The 15,896-nt window shown below is 69.4% G+C and carries 15 protein-coding genes and 1 pseudogene; 8 read left to right on the top strand and 8 right to left on the bottom strand.

Going from position 1 to position 15,896, the window contains the following annotated elements:
- Positions 1 to 33: 33 nt before the first annotated feature.
- A pseudogene (locus ACFYR0_RS12320) lies at positions 34 to 106 on the bottom strand.
- 366 nt (positions 107 to 472) lie between these two features.
- Between ACFYR0_RS12320 and ACFYR0_RS12315 the strand changes: the two are divergent.
- Together ACFYR0_RS12315 and ACFYR0_RS12310 are read left to right on the top strand one after the other, a co-directional pair.
- Entirely contained in the window at positions 473 to 1,036 is a 564-nt protein-coding gene (locus tag ACFYR0_RS12315) for a dihydrofolate reductase family protein (RefSeq protein WP_389325375.1), read from the top strand.
- Positions 1,037 to 1,165: 129 nt separating this feature from the next.
- Positions 1,166 to 1,834 (top strand): hypothetical protein, encoded by a 669-nt coding sequence (locus ACFYR0_RS12310; RefSeq protein WP_389325372.1) that lies wholly within the window; start codon positions 1,166 to 1,168, stop codon positions 1,832 to 1,834.
- A gap of 12 nt (positions 1,835 to 1,846) precedes the next feature.
- On the opposite strand, the gene ACFYR0_RS12305 is transcribed toward ACFYR0_RS12310, so the two are convergent.
- On the bottom strand, positions 1,847 to 3,463 hold the full coding sequence (locus ACFYR0_RS12305) for a multicopper oxidase family protein (protein WP_389325369.1): 1,617 nt from the start codon (positions 3,461 to 3,463) through the stop codon (positions 1,847 to 1,849).
- Between the two features lie 200 nt (positions 3,464 to 3,663).
- Between ACFYR0_RS12305 and ACFYR0_RS12300 the strand changes: the two genes are divergently transcribed.
- On the top strand, positions 3,664 to 4,053 hold the full coding sequence (locus tag ACFYR0_RS12300) for a squamosa promoter-binding protein 15 (RefSeq protein ID WP_389325367.1): 390 nt from the start codon (positions 3,664 to 3,666) through the stop codon (positions 4,051 to 4,053).
- A gap of 109 nt (positions 4,054 to 4,162) precedes the next feature.
- On the opposite strand, the gene ACFYR0_RS12295 is transcribed toward ACFYR0_RS12300, so the two are convergent.
- The 3 genes from ACFYR0_RS12295 to ACFYR0_RS12285 form a co-directional block, all read right to left on the bottom strand.
- Positions 4,163 to 6,283 (bottom strand): cellulase family glycosylhydrolase, encoded by a 2,121-nt coding sequence (locus ACFYR0_RS12295; protein ID WP_389325364.1) that lies wholly within the window; start codon positions 6,281 to 6,283, stop codon positions 4,163 to 4,165.
- A 337-nt stretch (positions 6,284 to 6,620) separates the two neighbouring features.
- On the bottom strand, positions 6,621 to 8,345 hold the full coding sequence (locus tag ACFYR0_RS12290) for an acyl-CoA dehydrogenase family protein (RefSeq protein ID WP_389325361.1): 1,725 nt from the start codon (positions 8,343 to 8,345) through the stop codon (positions 6,621 to 6,623).
- 141 nt (positions 8,346 to 8,486) lie between these two features.
- A complete protein-coding gene (locus ACFYR0_RS12285; protein ID WP_386385533.1) occupies positions 8,487 to 9,065 on the bottom strand; it encodes a PadR family transcriptional regulator in 579 nt (192 codons plus the stop codon).
- A 249-nt stretch (positions 9,066 to 9,314) separates the two neighbouring features.
- Between ACFYR0_RS12285 and ACFYR0_RS12280 the strand changes: the two genes are divergently transcribed.
- Complete coding sequence (locus ACFYR0_RS12280; RefSeq protein WP_389325358.1) at positions 9,315 to 10,202, top strand: prohibitin family protein; 888 nt, start codon at positions 9,315 to 9,317, stop codon at positions 10,200 to 10,202.
- 112 nt (positions 10,203 to 10,314) lie between these two features.
- On the opposite strand, the gene ACFYR0_RS12275 is transcribed toward ACFYR0_RS12280, so the two are convergent.
- Positions 10,315 to 11,400: a DNA gyrase subunit B gene (locus ACFYR0_RS12275; RefSeq protein ID WP_389325355.1), complete on the bottom strand. Its 1,086-nt coding sequence runs from the start codon at positions 11,398 to 11,400 to the stop codon at positions 10,315 to 10,317.
- Between the two features lie 339 nt (positions 11,401 to 11,739).
- Between ACFYR0_RS12275 and ACFYR0_RS12270 the strand changes: the two genes are divergently transcribed.
- From ACFYR0_RS12270 to ACFYR0_RS12260, 3 genes are all read left to right on the top strand, one after another.
- Positions 11,740 to 12,966, top strand: coding sequence for a hypothetical protein (locus tag ACFYR0_RS12270; RefSeq protein WP_389325352.1), 1,227 nt, complete (start codon positions 11,740 to 11,742; stop codon positions 12,964 to 12,966).
- Between the two features lie 121 nt (positions 12,967 to 13,087).
- On the top strand, positions 13,088 to 13,270 hold the full coding sequence (locus ACFYR0_RS12265) for a hypothetical protein (protein WP_389325349.1): 183 nt from the start codon (positions 13,088 to 13,090) through the stop codon (positions 13,268 to 13,270).
- 64 nt (positions 13,271 to 13,334) lie between these two features.
- Positions 13,335 to 13,586, top strand: a complete 252-nt coding sequence (locus ACFYR0_RS12260) for a hypothetical protein (RefSeq protein WP_389325346.1) — start codon at positions 13,335 to 13,337, stop codon at positions 13,584 to 13,586.
- A 64-nt stretch (positions 13,587 to 13,650) separates the two neighbouring features.
- Here ACFYR0_RS12260 and ACFYR0_RS12255 read toward each other — a convergent pair whose 3' ends face one another.
- Positions 13,651 to 14,232 (bottom strand): hypothetical protein, encoded by a 582-nt coding sequence (locus ACFYR0_RS12255; protein WP_389325343.1) that lies wholly within the window; start codon positions 14,230 to 14,232, stop codon positions 13,651 to 13,653.
- 229 nt (positions 14,233 to 14,461) lie between these two features.
- On the opposite strand from ACFYR0_RS12255, the gene ACFYR0_RS12250 reads away from it, so the two are divergent.
- Positions 14,462 to 15,226: a transposase family protein gene (locus tag ACFYR0_RS12250; RefSeq protein WP_389325340.1), complete on the top strand. Its 765-nt coding sequence runs from the start codon at positions 14,462 to 14,464 to the stop codon at positions 15,224 to 15,226.
- Here the strand turns inward: ACFYR0_RS12250 and ACFYR0_RS12245 are convergent.
- Positions 15,187 to 15,642, bottom strand: coding sequence for a hypothetical protein (locus ACFYR0_RS12245; protein WP_389325337.1), 456 nt, complete (start codon positions 15,640 to 15,642; stop codon positions 15,187 to 15,189). The two genes, ACFYR0_RS12250 and ACFYR0_RS12245, sit on opposite strands and share 40 nt — an antisense overlap.
- Positions 15,643 to 15,896 lie beyond the last annotated feature (254 nt).

The following is a 15,896-nucleotide window of genomic DNA, read 5'->3' as shown; positions in this document are numbered from 1 at the left end:
GTGCCCGGCGTCCGCGTCGACATCAAGTAGACGCAAGACCGGTCGGATTCGAACCGACGTCCTCCAGCTCGATGCGTGGGCGCGACGACCTCTGCGCTACGGCCTTGCTGCGGAGGATCATAACCACACTGGCCTTCGAATGTGGGCCGGGGTTCACGGGAGGCGCCGGCGAACCCGCCCGCAAGCCGGCGGTCCGTGCCTGGAGACGCCCGCCGAACCAGCCCCGCCCTGGGCCGCCCTGACACCCCTGTCGCGAGACCCGCCCGCCGCCACCGGCATCCCGGTCCGGCGTCGGCGACAGCCGTACGATCAGGTCGCCCGGACCTGCCCACGACCGACGAGTCCTCGACGCGCGACCGGTCACCGACCATGACGGATCAGCTCGCAAAAGGTAGGAGATCCTGATGCCTGGCCCGAGGGCGAACCTCTTCACGACCACCGTCCGCCGCTCCGCCGCGTCGAGCCTGGCGTCATGCTGATCTACTCGATGAGCGTCTCGGTGGACGGCTTCGTCACCGACCGCGAGGGCGACTTCGGCTGGACCGCCCCCAGCGAGGACCTGTTCGGCTTCCACGTCGAGCAGGTCCGTGGACTCGGCGCCTATCTGTGCGGCCGCAGGCTCTACGAGTCCATGCTCCCGTGGGAGACGGATCCCTCGATGCGCGACGGCGAACGCAGGGCCGAGTTCGCCGACATCTGGGCCTCCCTCCCGAAGGTCGTCTTCAGCCGCACGCTCGACAGCGTCGAGGGCAACGCCAGGCTCGCCCGGACGTCGGTGACCGAGGAGGTCGGCGCGGCACTCGACGCGACCGACAAGGACGTCTCGATCGGCGGCGCCGCCCTGGCCGCGTCGGCGATCGAACTCGGCCTGGTCGACGAACTGCGCATGTTCCGCTACCCGATCGCGGTCGGCGGCGGCACCCCGTACCTGCCCCCGGTCACCGAGGCCGTCCGGCTGGACCTCGTCGAGACCAGGACGTTCGGCGCACGCGTGATCTTCGAGCGCTACAGGCGCGTCCGCGACAGGCCGAACTGACCCGACCGCCGGAGGCAGCGGTCGCCGTCCGGGGCGAATCCGGCCACGCGCGGGAGCCTGGACGGGCCTGAAAGGCCCGGCGACCGGCGGCCGCCCGTCGATGTCAGTGGCGTCCGCTTGGATGGGCCCATGACCGTGTACGACGTAGCCCGCCGGCTTCCCGGTATCCCCGGCCTCCGGGACCTCTGCCGTTCGCTCGCGATGCTGGACGCGATCCTGAGCCCGGAGTGGGAGAACCGGTACCACTCCTTCGACGCCGCGTGGGCCGAGGGCGAGGAGATGGCCTCGATGCGCAACGGCTCGGGGGACGAGTACTCCATCGTGTTCTCCCCGGCCGGGGCCTACATCCGCGGCTTCGGCCATGAGTCGCCGATGAGCCCGTACGGACACGACGGCGAGCCCTGGCCCGGAGTGATCGACGAGGTTCCCGAGGTCTTCAAGGCCCTCGTCGAGGAGCCCGCGTTCACCGACGAGTACGGTGTGCCCGTCGTGACGGCCTGCCTGTGGCGGCGGACGACGGACGACCGGTGGAGACACGGCACGATCGGCTTTCCGTCGGACCACCCCGACTCCGATGCCGCCACGAGCCTGTTCCGCCTCCTCGTCGACCGCTCACCCGAGGCGTTCCAGCGCTTCGCCGAGGACCACTACGAGGTGTCCGTGGACCTGGCGGCGGTGAGTGCCGTGTACGCCCTGCGGCCGCTCGACCAGGAACTCGTGTCGTCCCTGAACGAAGAGGTCACCTTGACGGAGCTGGCCCGGGACATCTCCGAGACCGGCTATCCGCAGGTCCACTGACAGTCGGCATGTCTACCCGTCGGCCTGATCGACGTACTCGACGGTCTGCATCATGCCCAGGTCCTCGTGGTGCAGTTGATGGCAGTGGGCGACGGCTCGGCCGGTGAAGTCCTCGTACCTGACCAGGAAGGTGGCGGAGTCGCCGGGCTCGCCGCCGGCCAGGCCGATGGTGTCGTGCCAGACCGGCGGGTCCAGCCGTTCGCCGTTGCGGTGGGTGAGGAGCAGTTGGTTGGTGTGCAGATGGAAGGGATGGTTGAACGCCGGCACGGTCTCGTCGGTGCGGACGGTCCAGCGTTCGACGGTGCCGAGGCGCAGAGTGTGGTTGGTGAACCCGGGATCGAACAGCCCGTAGGCGGGGTCGCGGGTGAGGTCGCCCTCGGGGTCCGCCGCGGGGGTCGCGTGGGTGCCGAGCATGCGCATGGCGTTGGGGAACGCCCCGGGGAAGACGCCCGGGTCGGCGTGGAAGACGACTTCCCGGTCCGCGTCGGGGTCGGTGATGTCGCTCTCGTCGAGGAACGGCCTGCCCGGCGGCAGCGAGACGGGCAGGTCCATCGGCGGCTCGACGGGCTCCCCCGCGACCTCGATCGTCATCAGCGGCCCGGGCACCGAGAAGGCGCGCAGCTCGAACCTGCCGGGCGCGTCGGCGCGGACCAGGACGTCGGCGCGGTTGCCCATGGTCATCTCCATGATGCTCCGGGCGACGGGTGCGGAGAAGGTGACGCCGTCCTGCGCGATCTGGTGCATCGTCGGGCGGCCGGGGTCGGCGGTGATGTGAAGGCGCAGGGCGTTGAACGCGGTCGCGGCGACCAGCCGCCACCGCTGCACCTCGCCGGGGCGCATCCGGATGGTGGGGTCGACGGTGCCGTTGACCGTGAAGGTGGAGGGAACGCCGGCCACCCAGTCGCCCGACGTGAAGGCGGGGACCCTGCCGTCCTTGAGCTTGAGTTCGTTGACACAGACGACGACGTCGGCGGCCTGCCTGATCTCCGGGACCTCGTCCACGTCGCCTTCGACGATGATCACCCCGGCCATGCCTCCGACGATCTGCTCGGCGGTGGATCCGTGCAGATGCGGGTGGTACCAGTACGTACCGGCGGGGTGGTCGGCCGGGACATGGAGGGCCGTCACGTACTGCGGCTCCGCAACGCCCGCGGCGGCCTCGTCGGCGGAGCGCGGGGCGAATTCGCGCAGGACGTTGTCGGCCGATCCGGACGGGGAGACGTGCATCCCGTGGGTGTGCAGGTTGAAGCTGTTGGGGTGGTGCGGGGCGTGGGGGTCGTCGCTGTGGGGCGGGTTGGGCGGCAGGCCGTTGATGTGCGTCAGATACAGGGTGTCCCCGCCGCGCACCCGCAGCGTCGGCCCGGGGATCGCCCCGTTGTAGGTACGGGTGGTGACCCGGCCGTAGCCCGGGATGTCGACGTCCGTGAAACGGACGTCGAGCGTCTGCTCGGTCACCGACCATGTCCCGGCGGGTCCTGGTCGTGATGCCGAGACGGGCGGCTGCGGAAAGTCCGTCGGCGCGGCCGCCGCGCGTTGCCCGGCCAGGATGCCGCCGGGCGCCGCCACCAGGCCGGCGACGGGGATGGCCTTGAGTACCAGCCGACGACTGATTCCGCCGTTTTCTCCCATAAGTGGGCAATTTAGATCAGTCCGGCCAAGGCCCATGGGCGGCACACCGTGGCGGTTGTCTACGCTCTCGGGGTGCGGCGCGGCGATGTCGCACGGGACGACGGTACGTGGATCGGGCTGGCCCTGGCCATGCACCCGTGGATGCGTTCTCCCTCGTAAAGCGTTGGCGAGGCCGAGGCTGCTCGAGTACAACGACCGCTGTGAGCTGGGTGGCGAACGTGATGATCTCGGTCGGCATGGACGACGTTGCGAATGTCGAGGCGCTGAGCCGGTGGTTGCGGACCGAGGCACCGAGGCGTGCTCAGCCGGAGGTTCGCGGTGTGGGGTTCCTGAAGCCGATCACCAACGTCGAGAGCAACCCGTGGGGCGGTTGGAAGCACCCCGAGTGCGAGGTGTGGGCCGGTGCCTTGAACCATGCCGACCTCGACGCCCTTGGGCAACGGGTGTTCGAGACGTCATGGCGTGAGCCGAACCAGGTCCAGCTCCTGGTGATGGATCAGGAGGAGGGCTTCTTCCGCCTGTGGATGATCCGCGGCAATGAACTGCGTCGGTTCGCCCCCCTGGAGCCGAACGAAGAGGACGAGGGGTGACGAGGGGTTCTGTCTCGGGTGACAGGGCGGTGCCACGCTCACCCTCGTGCACGGCTCCCGGGTGGCGGTCCCACCGGTGTGGGCGCCGGTGGGACCGCCGAAGGGGTGATCAGGTCGGGGGAGTGCCCCAGGCCGGGGTGGTGCCGGTGTAGGCGGGTACGGCCGGGGCGTCGGCGTAGGAGGGGGACGTCGTGCGGCTGTAGTCGTTCGTCTCGTCGAAGTTCGTCCAGTCCGCCTTGCTCATCCGCAGCTGGATGTCACCGCTGTCCCCGCCGACGGGCACCGAGCCCCCGGAGAAGGTCACCTCCAGGTACGCGTCCGCGCCCGTCACCGGTGACGGCAGCGGTACGACTCTCAGCTTCACCTGGCCGCAGCCGACCGCGGCGTAGTCGCACCAGGCGTTGACGGAGGCCGAACCGTCACGCGTGAAGTAGTACCGCATCGAGACGGTGGTCAGGCCGGCGGCGGAGGCGCCGGTGTTGACCAGCCGCAACGAGTGCCGGATGGCGTTGTCCGTCGCGGATGTGTCGTCGTTCTTGTACCGCACCTTCACGGCTCCGGTAGGTGTCCCGGACGGCGGCGTCGTCACCGTCAGGGCGGCCGAGGCCGGTGAGACATTGCCCGCCGCGTCCCGGGCGCGCACGGTGTACTGGTACGCCGTGGCAGGAGTGAGCCCGGAGTCGGTCCAGGTCGTGCCGGTCACCGGCGTGGCCGTCACCTTGGCCGAGCCCCGGTAGACGTCGTACCCGGTGACGCGGACGTTGTCGGTGGACGGCGTCCAGGACAGCGTGACGCCGGTCGAGGTCACGGCACTGTTCGTCAGTCCCGTCGGAGCGGTCGGGGCCTGCGTGTCCGTCGGGTCGCCGGGGCCTCCGCCATGGACATCGCTGACGCTGACGCCGGTGGTGCTTCCGGCGCCGCCGAGCGGAACCTCGTGGTCGAGACTGACGAACTTGCCACCGTGCTGCCACAGGGCAGGCTTGAGCAGGGCGTACTTCGCCTCGTCCCAGGTCTTCCAGTCGTTCAGCAACAGACCCCCGGTGTCACCGGAGTTGGGGTTGAGGCACCAGAACGTCTGGTGGATACGGTTCTCCGTGACGAGGTCGCGCAGCGCCGTCATCCACTTCTGGTTGGGGCCGTTGTCGAGGAAGCCGCCCCATTCACCGATCAGCAGCGGCGCTTTGTTCTCCTTGTGGAGATAGAGCCAGTTGGGGTCCCAGACGTCGCGTTCGAGCGTCGTGCGGTTCCAGTCGCCGGTGAACCAGGGCTGCTGGAAGACGAGAGGGCCGTAGTCGTGCGGCGAGTAGACCAGTTGGTCGTTCTGCGCGCCGAGGTCGACGGGGTGGTCGCGCACTCCGCGCAGGTTGCCGCCCCACCAGGTCGAGTGGAAGTCGGTCGGGGTCGTGGACGTCCAGCTCACGCCCGCCTTGGGGTAGATCTCGATGCCCTCGCAGAGCACCAGCAGGTTCGGGTTGACGGCGAGCATGCGCCTGCCGGCGGTCTCGCAGGCGTACTTGAAGTTGTCCTGGTCCGTCGAGCCGTCCCACTTGGCGCGCGGACTGGTGTCGGCGGTGCCGTGCGGTTCGTTCTTCACGTCCACGGCGACGACGGTGTCGTCGTTCCTGTACCGGGCCGCCACCCATTCCCACGCCGTGTGGAAGTCCGCGGTGGTGACGGTGCCCTTCCACCACACCGGGTACACATGGCCGGAGTTGTCCGCCTCGGCGCTGTGCACGTCGAGCAGAACCTTGATGCCGTACTGCTTGCACAGCGCGAGCCAGTGGTCGAAGACCTGGAGGGAGGTCATGCCGGTGAGTTCGGGGTTGGCGTAGGTGTTCACGCCGCTGGGGACGGTGGCCCGGCCGGTCCTCCACTCCAGCAGCAGCTGGGTGGAGAGGGGAACGCGGACGATGTTGACGCCCCGGTCGGCCATGGACCGGGTGACCTCCGTGAGGTTCGCGGACCACAGTCCGTGGAAGACCCGTTCCGTCGCGTTGAAGCCGAACCAGTTGACGCCGGTGAGCCAGACCTCGTCGCCGTTCGCGTCGACGATCCTGTTGCCCTGTGTGTGCAGCCAGTCGTCGCCGGAGGCGGCGGCTGCCGCGGTGGTGGCCGCTGAATCGGCGGGGGCGGCGACGGGCGCAGCCGCCGCTCCCGCGGACCCCCAGGCCGCAGGCGCCGTCGCTGACAGCAGCCCGGCGGCCAGCGCCGCGGCGAGCAGGGATCTCACGCGCCGGAGCCGGCCGCGAAGTCGGCTCCGACCTGGTGACTGTCCCACGGTGTGCCCTTCTGTCGTCTGGCAGGAACGAGCGGCACGTGCGGTTTGGGAGCGCTCCCATCCTTGCGCAGTTCATGAAGCCAGGCGCCTGACGCGCTGTCAACCGTTGTGGCGGAAGCGGCTGTTCGCGGCTGCTGGAGCGCCGGAGGCGGGGCTCCCCGGGATGTCTGCCGCGGCATCGGGGCACAGGGCGTGGTGCGGTACGCCGACGCCGTCGGAAGACACCTCGCGGAGCACGGCGACCGTCGCCGTGCTCCGCGAGGTGGTGCCTACGGTTTCGCCTCGGACCTCAGGGCGTCATCTCGTACGTGCCCGACAGGGCCTCGACGCGCTGCCAGACGCGCTCCGAACGCGCCTCGTCGACGACCGGGCGCCGGACCGCGCCGAGCGCCCAAGCCTGCTGCTCCTCGGTCGCGGAGTCCTTGCCGTGCAGCTCGACCGCGTGCGCGGAGAAGTCCCGCACGAGGACGGCGAACAACTCGTCGAGGACGTCCTCGTCGACGCCCGCCAGTGCCGCCTGCTCGAGGACCAGCTGTCCGTGCACGACGAGCGCGAAGAGCTGCCCGACGGCGAGGAGCAGGTCGAGGTCGCGGCTCTGCTTCTCGTCGGGCGCCGCCGTGCGGACGAACTCGCAGAGCGCGTCGGCCTGTTCGCGGAACCGGGCGACGTTGGCGAGGCGGGCGTACGCGTCGAAGGCCGGCCGCCAGTCGTGGAAGCGTACCGAGCCGAGGCCGCGGGCGGGCCCCTGCCGGAAGAGGAAGTCGTCGTCGGCGGCGTCCAGGCGCGTCGGGACGGGCTCGTACCCGACCGGGTCGAGCAGGTGGTTGCGCATGAACTTGAGGATCAGCGCCAGGTTGACGTGGACGGTGCCCTCGAGCTTCGGCAGGCCGCGGATCTCGACGGCGGCCTGCGCGAAGTAGTTGTCCTTCTCGAAGCCCTTGGCGGCGATGACGTCCCACATCAGGTCGATGACCTTCTCGCCCTCGGTGGTCACCTTCATCTTCGTCATGGGGTTGAAGAGGAGGTAACGGCGGTCGTCGGGGCCCGCTGTGCGGAAGTAGTCGACGGCGCGGTCGCTGAACAGCTTCATGCCGACGAGCCGGACGTACGCGTCGGCCAACTCGCGTCGCACGTGCGGGAAGGCGGTGACGGGGCGGCCGTAGAGGATGCGGTTCTGGGCGTGGGTGACGGCCTCGTACATCGCGTGCTCGCAGATGCCGATCGAGGCGGTGCACAGGTTGAACTTGCCCACGTTGACGGTGTTGAGGGCGGCGTCGAAGGCGGCGCGGCCGGTGTGCAGCACGTCCCCGGCGGCGACCGGGTAGTCCTCCAGGCGGAACTCGCTGACGTACTTGGAGGAGTCGACGACGTTCTTCACCAGATGGTAGTTCGCGTGACGGCTGTCGGCGGCGAAGAAGACGTAGCCGTCGGGGCCCTCGACGTCCGTGCGGCGGCCGAAGACGGAGACGAGCCCGGCGGCGTTGCCGTTGCCGATGTAGTACTTGGAGCCGGTCGCCCGGAAACCGCCCGAGCCGTCGGGCTCCAGCAGCATGTCGGTGGAGTAGATGTCGGCTCCGTGGGCCTTCTCGGACAGCCCGAAGGCGAACACCTCACCCTGCGACAGCAGTTCCGCGGCGCGGGCCCGGGCGGCGGCGTTGTCGCTCTGCCAGACGGGGCCGAGGCCGAGGATGGTGACCTGCCAGGCGTACCAGTAGTCCAGGCCGTAGAAGCCGAGGATCTCGTTGAGCGCGGCTATACGGGCGGTGTCCCAGCGCTTGTCGCCCTCACCCTCCCCGGCGGCGGAGGCGGGCGTGAGGAACGTCGCGAAGAGCCCCTCCTTGGCGGCGAAGGCGAGGAAGTCGCCGAGCCAGGCGCGGGTCCGGTAGTCCTCGATCAGCTGTCGCTTGCCCCGCTCCTCGAACCAGTCGACGGTGGCGCGCAGCAGCCTGCGGGTCTCCGGGTCGAAGTGCGCGGGGTCGTACGTCCGCGGGTTGAAGAGCAGCGCGTCGGTCATGGGAGCCGCCTTTCGGCTGGGAGGGGGTGAGGGTTTGTCCGGGCAAGGGCCCGGGGCCTGCTCGGTGGCCGGTGCCGGTGCCGGTGCCGGTGCCAGTGCCAGTGGCCTGTGGGTCGGCGATCGGTGCTCAGTGATCGGTGCTCAGTGATCGGTGGTCTGTGATCCGTGAGCGGTACCGAAGCCGGCGAGTGTGGCGAGGACGTCGTCGAGCCAGGCGATCATCATGCGTTCGTAGGCGATGCCGCCGCGCAGGACGACGTGCTGGAGTTCCCGCTCGGCGTCGGGCGGGCCGTCCGCCGCGGGTTCCCCGAAGTCGCGGGCCTCGCCCGCGAGGTAGTGGGCGAGACGGTCCGTGTGCGCCTGCCGGTGCCGCTCGACCTCGCCGATCAGCGCGGCCGGGTCGTCGAAGGCAGCGCCCCGGACCTTCACCGCCAGGTCGTGCCGCACGCTCTCGGGTTCGGTCGGTTCGTGGAGCCACGCGGAGAGCGCGTCCCTTCCGGGCCCGGCGACGGAGTACTCCTTCTTGTCCGGACGCCCGTACTGCGGAACGTCCCGGACGTCGACCCAGCCGTCGGTCTCCATGCGCTTGAGGACGCGGTAGATCTGCTGGTGGGTGGCGTTCCAGAAGTACCCGATGGACCGCTCGAAGCGCCGGGCCAGCTCATAGCCGGAGCCCGGCTTCTCCAGCAGGGACACGAGGATCGCGTGGTCGAGCGCCATGCTCCCGATCCTCCTATGCACCTCGTTGCATAGCAACCTGGGCGTGGTGAGACACGGCTCACCTGGCGCGGGTCGCGTGGACGGTCGGCGGTAGCGGTGGGGGTGGGCGGCGCCGGGGACGGGTGGCGTGGGGACCGAAGGGCTGCCAGCCCCGTCCCCCGTACGGCCCGTACACCGGATCCGGTTAGCATGCGCTGCGCGCTGCCCCGAGGGCGGTGCGGGGGTTCGTTTCCGAGGGGGAGAAACACTGTGTTCGTACTGTCCATACTGCTGCTCGTCGCGGCGGTCGTGCTCTACTTCGTCGGCCGCGGCGGCAACGCCGGCGGCTGGCGGATCGGGGCGGTGCTCAGCGGCCTGGGAGGCGTGCTCGCAGGCGTCTTCGCCTGTGTCCATGTCGTGAGCGCCTACGAGGTCGGCGTGCCCGTGACCTTCGGGAAGATCGGCTCACCGCTCTCCTCCGGCGTCCACTTCACGTCGCCGTTCACCGACATCACGTCGTTCTCCACCCGCCCGGTGGACCTCAACCTGAACGACAAGGACGTCGTCGAGGTCCGTTCCTCCCAGGGCGGCGTGCTCTACGCCGACGTCACCGTCAAGTGGTCCGTGGTGCCCGGCAAGGCCGTCGCGCTGTACCGGCTGGCGGGCAGTGAGGAGGCCATCCAGGAGCGTCTGGTGCTGGCGGACAGCCGTGAGGTCATCCGCAACGTCTTCGCCAAGCACACCAGTGAGGAGGGCTACGCCTCCGCCCGTGAGCAGATCGGCGCGGAGATCGAGTCCCTCATCAAGGAGCGCCTGGCCCCGCGCGGGATCGACGTCACTGCCGTCAACCTGCGCAATGTGCGGCCGTCGAAGAAGCTCCAGGAGCAGATCGACAAGAAGATCCAGCAGGAGCAGGCCACCGAACGGGCCGTCGAGGCCTCGCGCACCGCCAAGGCGCAGGCCGAGCGCAAGCGGATCGAGGCGGAGGGCACCGCCCGCGCCAACAAGATCATCGAGCAGTCCCTCAGCGACAAGGTGCTGTACAACCAGTGCCTGGAGGCGTACAGGGAGGCCGCGAAGGCTCACCCGGTGTACGCGGTGCCGTGCGGCACGAACGCCAACGGCACGCCGGTGATCGTCGACAGCACCAAGAACTAGCCGCGGTCATCTCCGTGGAGCACGGTCGGGCCGCCGGATCGTCGTGATGCGGCTGCCCGACCGCGACCGGCGGCGCGGTCGTACGGCGTCCTGCCCGACCGCCCGCAGTCGTTCAGTCCTGTCGGCCCGCCCGGAGGAGCCGGCCGACGAACTCCGCGGCCTGCTCGGAGTGTTCCTCGAACCAGTCGGCGAGGTGCTCGCGGACGGACTCGGCGACACAGAGCCGGACTTCGGTGTTGCCCAACTGCCCGCGCGTGGAGCCCCGGAACTCGGGCTGGTCGAGCGCGACCGACACAACAGCCGTGAGGCCGTCGGTGATCCGGTCGGCGTCGGGACCGGGGTCCCCTGCCGCGAGCAGGCGCTGTTCACGTGCGTACGCGGTGACGGCGGCCGCCACTCCGTCGCGGAAGCCGTCCAGATGCGTGCCGCCCTCGGGAGTGGCCCGGCTGTTGGCGAAGCCGCGCACCCGTCCCTCGCGGGAACCGCTCCACAGCAGGGCCACCTCCATGCGCCCCGCCATCCGCGTGTCCTCGCGCTCGAAACCGATGACCCCGGGATCCAGAGCCGACCCGGTCTCGGCGGCGAGGGCGGCCACGAAGTCCCTTACTCCGTCCGGGAATCGGAACCGCACCGCCCGCGTCCCGCCCGCCGGGCGCTCGTCGGTCAGCGAGATCCCCAGGCCCCGGTTGAGGAAGGCGATCTGCCGGAAGCGCTCCGCCAGAACGGCGAACGAGCACCGCGTCGTCTCGAAGATCTCGGAGTCGGGCCAGAAGGCGATGGCCGTCCCGTGTCCGCTCGCGGGTCCCGCGGCGGCCGGCGAGGTGACGGCGACACCTCGCGCGTGCACCTGGACCCGGCGCTCTCCCGCGCACCGCACCTCGGCCGTCAGCCGGCTCGACAGGGCGTTGGCGACGAAGAGGCCCGTACCGATACCCACATGCGCGACGCGGCGGTCAACCGGTGCGCGGCACCCCATGTGCAAGGTGGTCAGCAACGCTTCGAGGCCCGGCCCGGCGGAGTCCGCCGCGGCCTCGAAGGAACCGCCCGGCGCGTCGTCGGTGACCCGCACACCACCGTCGGGCGTGAGCGTGACGTCGATCGAGTCGCCGCCCTCGGCCAGGACCTGGTTCACCGCCCGGCCGACTACCGCGAACACCAGCTCATGCAGACCGCGTTCGCCGGTCGAACCGACATACATCCCGGGCCGTCTCCGAACGGCTTCCCGCCCCTCCAGCACCTCGATCCGGGCAGCGTCGTACCCCGTGCCTTCCCCACTCACGAAGACCCCTCCCATGGCGTCCGGCAGATGCCCTCAGCCTAGGCCGAAATGAAGAAAACACCAGGTCAAAACGGTTTCGCCAAAGCTGTGGACGGCCACTGGCCGACCTGCCGCGCACCGGCCGCCCCAGGGCTCCCGAACCGGCCCGAGAGAGGGCACGGGTGCCTGCCGAAGCGGCGGACGACCCCTTCCTGAGTGCCCCTCGGGCCTCCAACTCGGATGGCAGGTGCGTAGCCGGACAGGGCAGGGTGCCGGGTGATGAGTGACGAGGACGAGATGGTCTACGCCCGCTCCGATTCCGCCGAGGGGCTGCTGCAACGAGGCCGGGGGCTCGGCGCGGTGCGGGCGTTGCGGGATCCGCGGGGATCCGCCGCGTTCGTGTACGACGGGATCCGCCGTGACTGGCGGTGGGACGGGACCGACGATCGGTCGCTGTACCTGGCGCGGCTGGTTCAGGATCTGAAGTTGTCACTCACACCGCTCGTGGACCAGCTGACGAGCGACGAGGAAGCCTGCATGCGGGCCTGCGAGGTGCTGGAGCTGCTGGCTCTCGCGGGGTCCGACGAGGCCAGGGACGGGCTTCGGGCGTACGTCGGCAAGGGCGAGCACTGGGTGGAGGTGCTCGAGTCGATGGCGGCCGACTGGCCGGTGCCGTGGTGGGAGGACCTCGGTGACGTGGCGCGCGCTCGGATCGGCGCCGAAGCCGAGCTTCCGTGGTCGTCCGAGCCGTGGACGCGGTTCGGGATCGAGGTGCGGAGCCGTCCAAGCGCCCCGCGGCCGTCCCTGGCCGGGCTGAGCACCGTGGAACTGCTCGCCCTGCTCGCCGACTCCCGTACCGAAGTCGCCACCAAGGTGGACGCGTTGAGGGCGCTGAACGGCCGAGAGCCCGTAGCCGAGGAACTGATCCCGCTGGTTGCCTCGTTGGGGACCCCGGACGGCCGCCGCCCACTGCCTCTGCTCAGGCGAGCCGTCGAACGCCTCGGCGCCCTCGCCGTACCGGCGGCACGCGACTGGGCGCGAGATGACTGCACTTGGCTGGCCGAGCTGGGTGCGGACGTCCTCGCCGATCACTGCGGCCCCGAGGCCCTGCCTGGTCTCGTTGCGGAACTCGCCGGACAGTGGGAGGCACGGACCTGGTGCGGACCCGACCGCACGGCCCGGCGCCTGGCCCGGTTCGGGCCCGGCGCCGCCCGCGCGGTGCCCTACCTGCGGCGCTTCTGGCTGCACACCCCACACTCGTACGAGCGCGTCGCCTACCTGGAAGCACTGACCGCCATCGACCGTGACGGCCTGGACTACGTGTTCACCGAGTCCCTCTGGGACTGCGAGGAGGGTTCCCGACTGATCGGGATCGCCTCGGCACCCGCCAACTCGGATGTACTGGACCGGATCGCCGTACTACGCGACGACCCGATGGAGGCACCGGAGGTCAGATCCGCCGCCCAGGCCCGGTTGGTGCCCCCTCCCAGCCCCTATCCGTCCTGAGCCGCGTCAGTCGGGGCGATTCATCTACGACCACTCCTCCCATGGCGTCGCGCATCCAGGAGGCCTGCTGGCGGACGGCCTCGGGCAGAAACTTTTCGCTCTAGGTGGCTATGTCGGGGAAGTGATTCGTCGACAGGGCGGAGGAGCGTGGCGGGTCGATGACAACGACCCTCGTGGAGAGACCAACGTCGAGATCCACCTCCCCGACGGCGCGGTCGTCTGGCCGGTGCAGCGGGTCATGAAGCGCTTCAGCAACGGGTCGGAGGACAGCATCGCCGGGTACGGCGCTGTGCTCGGGCGGTGAATACGCGCGGGCTGCCGTCGTTCGGTATCGCTTCAGGGGCCGCGCCGACTGTCAGTCCCTGGGCATGGACACTCATTGCCTCGTCACCCGCGACCAGGGCACCGCCTACGGCTGTGTACGGGAAGTGGAGTTGAGCGGCGATGTGCTGCGAGTGACCGTGGATCCCGGAGCGTTGGAGGATCTCGGCCTGACCGATCCCGTGGTCGAGGCCCTGCTCCGCGCGCCGCAGGAGGACGTGACGCGGATGCGTGAGGTACTGTCGCGGATCCTGGCGTACGGCCGCCCGGAGGCCCGCCCGAGCCGGGTCGGGGTGTGACGGGTACGGCGTCGGCCAGGGGGCGAGCGGACGACTGCGCACCGCACTCGTACACCCCGGGTGGTCACTCCTCCCCCTCATCCCCACCTGAGTCCGGCCCACCTCCCTGCGGCCAGCTGTGCTCAACCGGAGGCGCAGGCCTCCGCGTGTCCCCGACACGAGGCGCCTCGCGGACGGTCGGACCGGCTTCAAACCCGCGATCCGGAGCCCGTGCGTTGTCCAGCACCAGCTGACCTTGCTTGTCGAGCGCGCGTGTCACGGACTCCTGAAGCAGCCCGAACACGGCAGCCCAGGCCAGTATCTGTGTATCTGAATCAAGAGCGGTCAGCCCCGGAATGAATTCACCTCTTATCAGCAGGATTCCCAGGATCGCAGAAAGGGCGCCCACCGGAAGCCTCAAAGCGAGTAGTAGGGCTGATATGTGGTAAGGGCCGGCGGTGCCGCGCATCTTCTTGAGCGAAGCCGTTCCCGCCAAGGCGGCTGCGAGCATTCCTGAAAATTCCACAAAAAGGACATCGCTGCCCTCGGGTGTGGCGCCGATGGGACAGACTCTGGGGCGGGACTCGGATGGGAAGCAGAACTTGGAAGCGACTCCTTCTGGATCGATGAAGCCCCATACCGTGAACGCGGTAGCCAGGGCCGTCATGATCACAATGGAGAATCCTACGATGTGTCCAAAGCTGCGAACCCGGGCCCTCTCGGATTCTTTGGCTCGGAAAGCTTCATGCAATGTGCCGGCAGCAAGCTCCCTCGACTTGGCGGTCAAGGAGCCCTTTCCAACTCGCTTTTAGGGTGGTGCAGTTGGGCTGACAACGTGTAAAGCCTCTGGTAGATGGGTTTTCGACCAAGAGAACCGGCTCCACCAGAGGCTTCACATGCTTGTCTACCCGTCGGGTGTCGACGTGTCCAGTTCTGCTCTCCGCTTCCTCACGCAGCAGTTGCGGCGCCACCGCCGTGCGATCGGCTCCCGGTGGCGGCGCCTGGCCGTCGGCCGCCAGGCCCTGCTCACCCTGGCCCATCTACGGATGGGGCACACCTATGCCCAGCTCGCTGCTGGGTTCGGCATCGGCACCACGACGGCTTATCGCTACGTCACTGAGGCGGTCGGGCTCCTGGCCGCTCTCGCCCCGAGTCTGGACGGCGCGGTGCGGGCCGCGTCGGCGAAGGTGTATCTGGTCTTGGACGGCACCCTCCTGCCGATCGACCGCGTCGCCGCGGACCGGCCGTTCTACTCCGGCAAGCACAAGAGGCACGGGATGAACGTGCAGGTCATCGCCGACCCCTTCGGCCGGCTGCTGTGGGCCTCACCGGCCCTGCCCGGTGCCGTCCACGATATCCGCGCGGCCCGCGAGCACGGCATCGTCGATGCTCTCGCCGAGGCCGACATCCGGTGCTGGGCCGACAAGGGCTACCGAGGTGCCGGCGGCACGGTCTGCACCCCGTACTGGGGACGCTGGGAGACCCTCTCCGCAGGCCAGCAGGCGGTCAACCGGTCCCACGCGAAGATCCGGGCCTTGGTCGAGCAGGCCGTCGCCACCCTCAAGTCCTGGCGGCTTCTTCGCAAACTACGGTGCTCGACCACCCGGATCACCAGCCTCGTTCAGGCCGTCCTCACCCTGCATCTGACCAGCTCAGAGTGAAGATGGAAAAGGCTCAAGGGCGCGTAGCCCTGCTGCAACTCGTTCCCCAGCCGCTTCAATCCCAAGTCGTTCGGATGCAGATGAAGTATGCACTGACTCAGCACCCGAACGCCGCGCCACCTCAGCTCCTCCTCCGGCATGATGCGCAGTAGTTCGATCTCGGCCTCGTGTATGTTGGCCATCGCCCGGTCGTGGGCGGCACCAGTAACGCGAGCCCACCAGCCGCCCGTCAGGGCTTCGCGTGCCGCGGCCAACTGTACGCGCGCCTTTTTTGCGATTTCTGCGTCCGCAGGCGACAGTTCGCCAGCCGCTTCCATTCGGTTGATCTGCGATTGAAGCTCGGCAATATGCGCACCAGCCCTCGCATACCACGATGCCCGCCGCTGACCCGCAACGTCTCCGTCATTCTCGGACATGGACAGCTCCGCTCGCGACGTTCGCGGTCCCCTTAATCACCATACGGCCATGGGTGGCGCGACTCGAACGCAGCGGGGAACCGCAAGCGGTGAGCGGGAGCCTCTCCCGGCCTGATGGGTGTGCGGTACGGTCGGGTGCCGGTTCGACTTGGTGCGCATGCCTCGTGATCCCGATCCCGATCGCGTACTCGGACGAGCCGCATCCCTCGGAAGACCGCGGGAAGGGACCGGGCGCCTGACAGACGGCGCCCACC

This window comes from Streptomyces sp. NPDC005017 (assembly GCF_042873115.1).
Lineage (GTDB): Bacteria > Actinomycetota > Actinomycetes > Streptomycetales > Streptomycetaceae > Streptomyces.
Note: the sequence above shows the minus strand (reverse complement) of the source record. Positions and strands in the feature narration are given on the sequence as shown.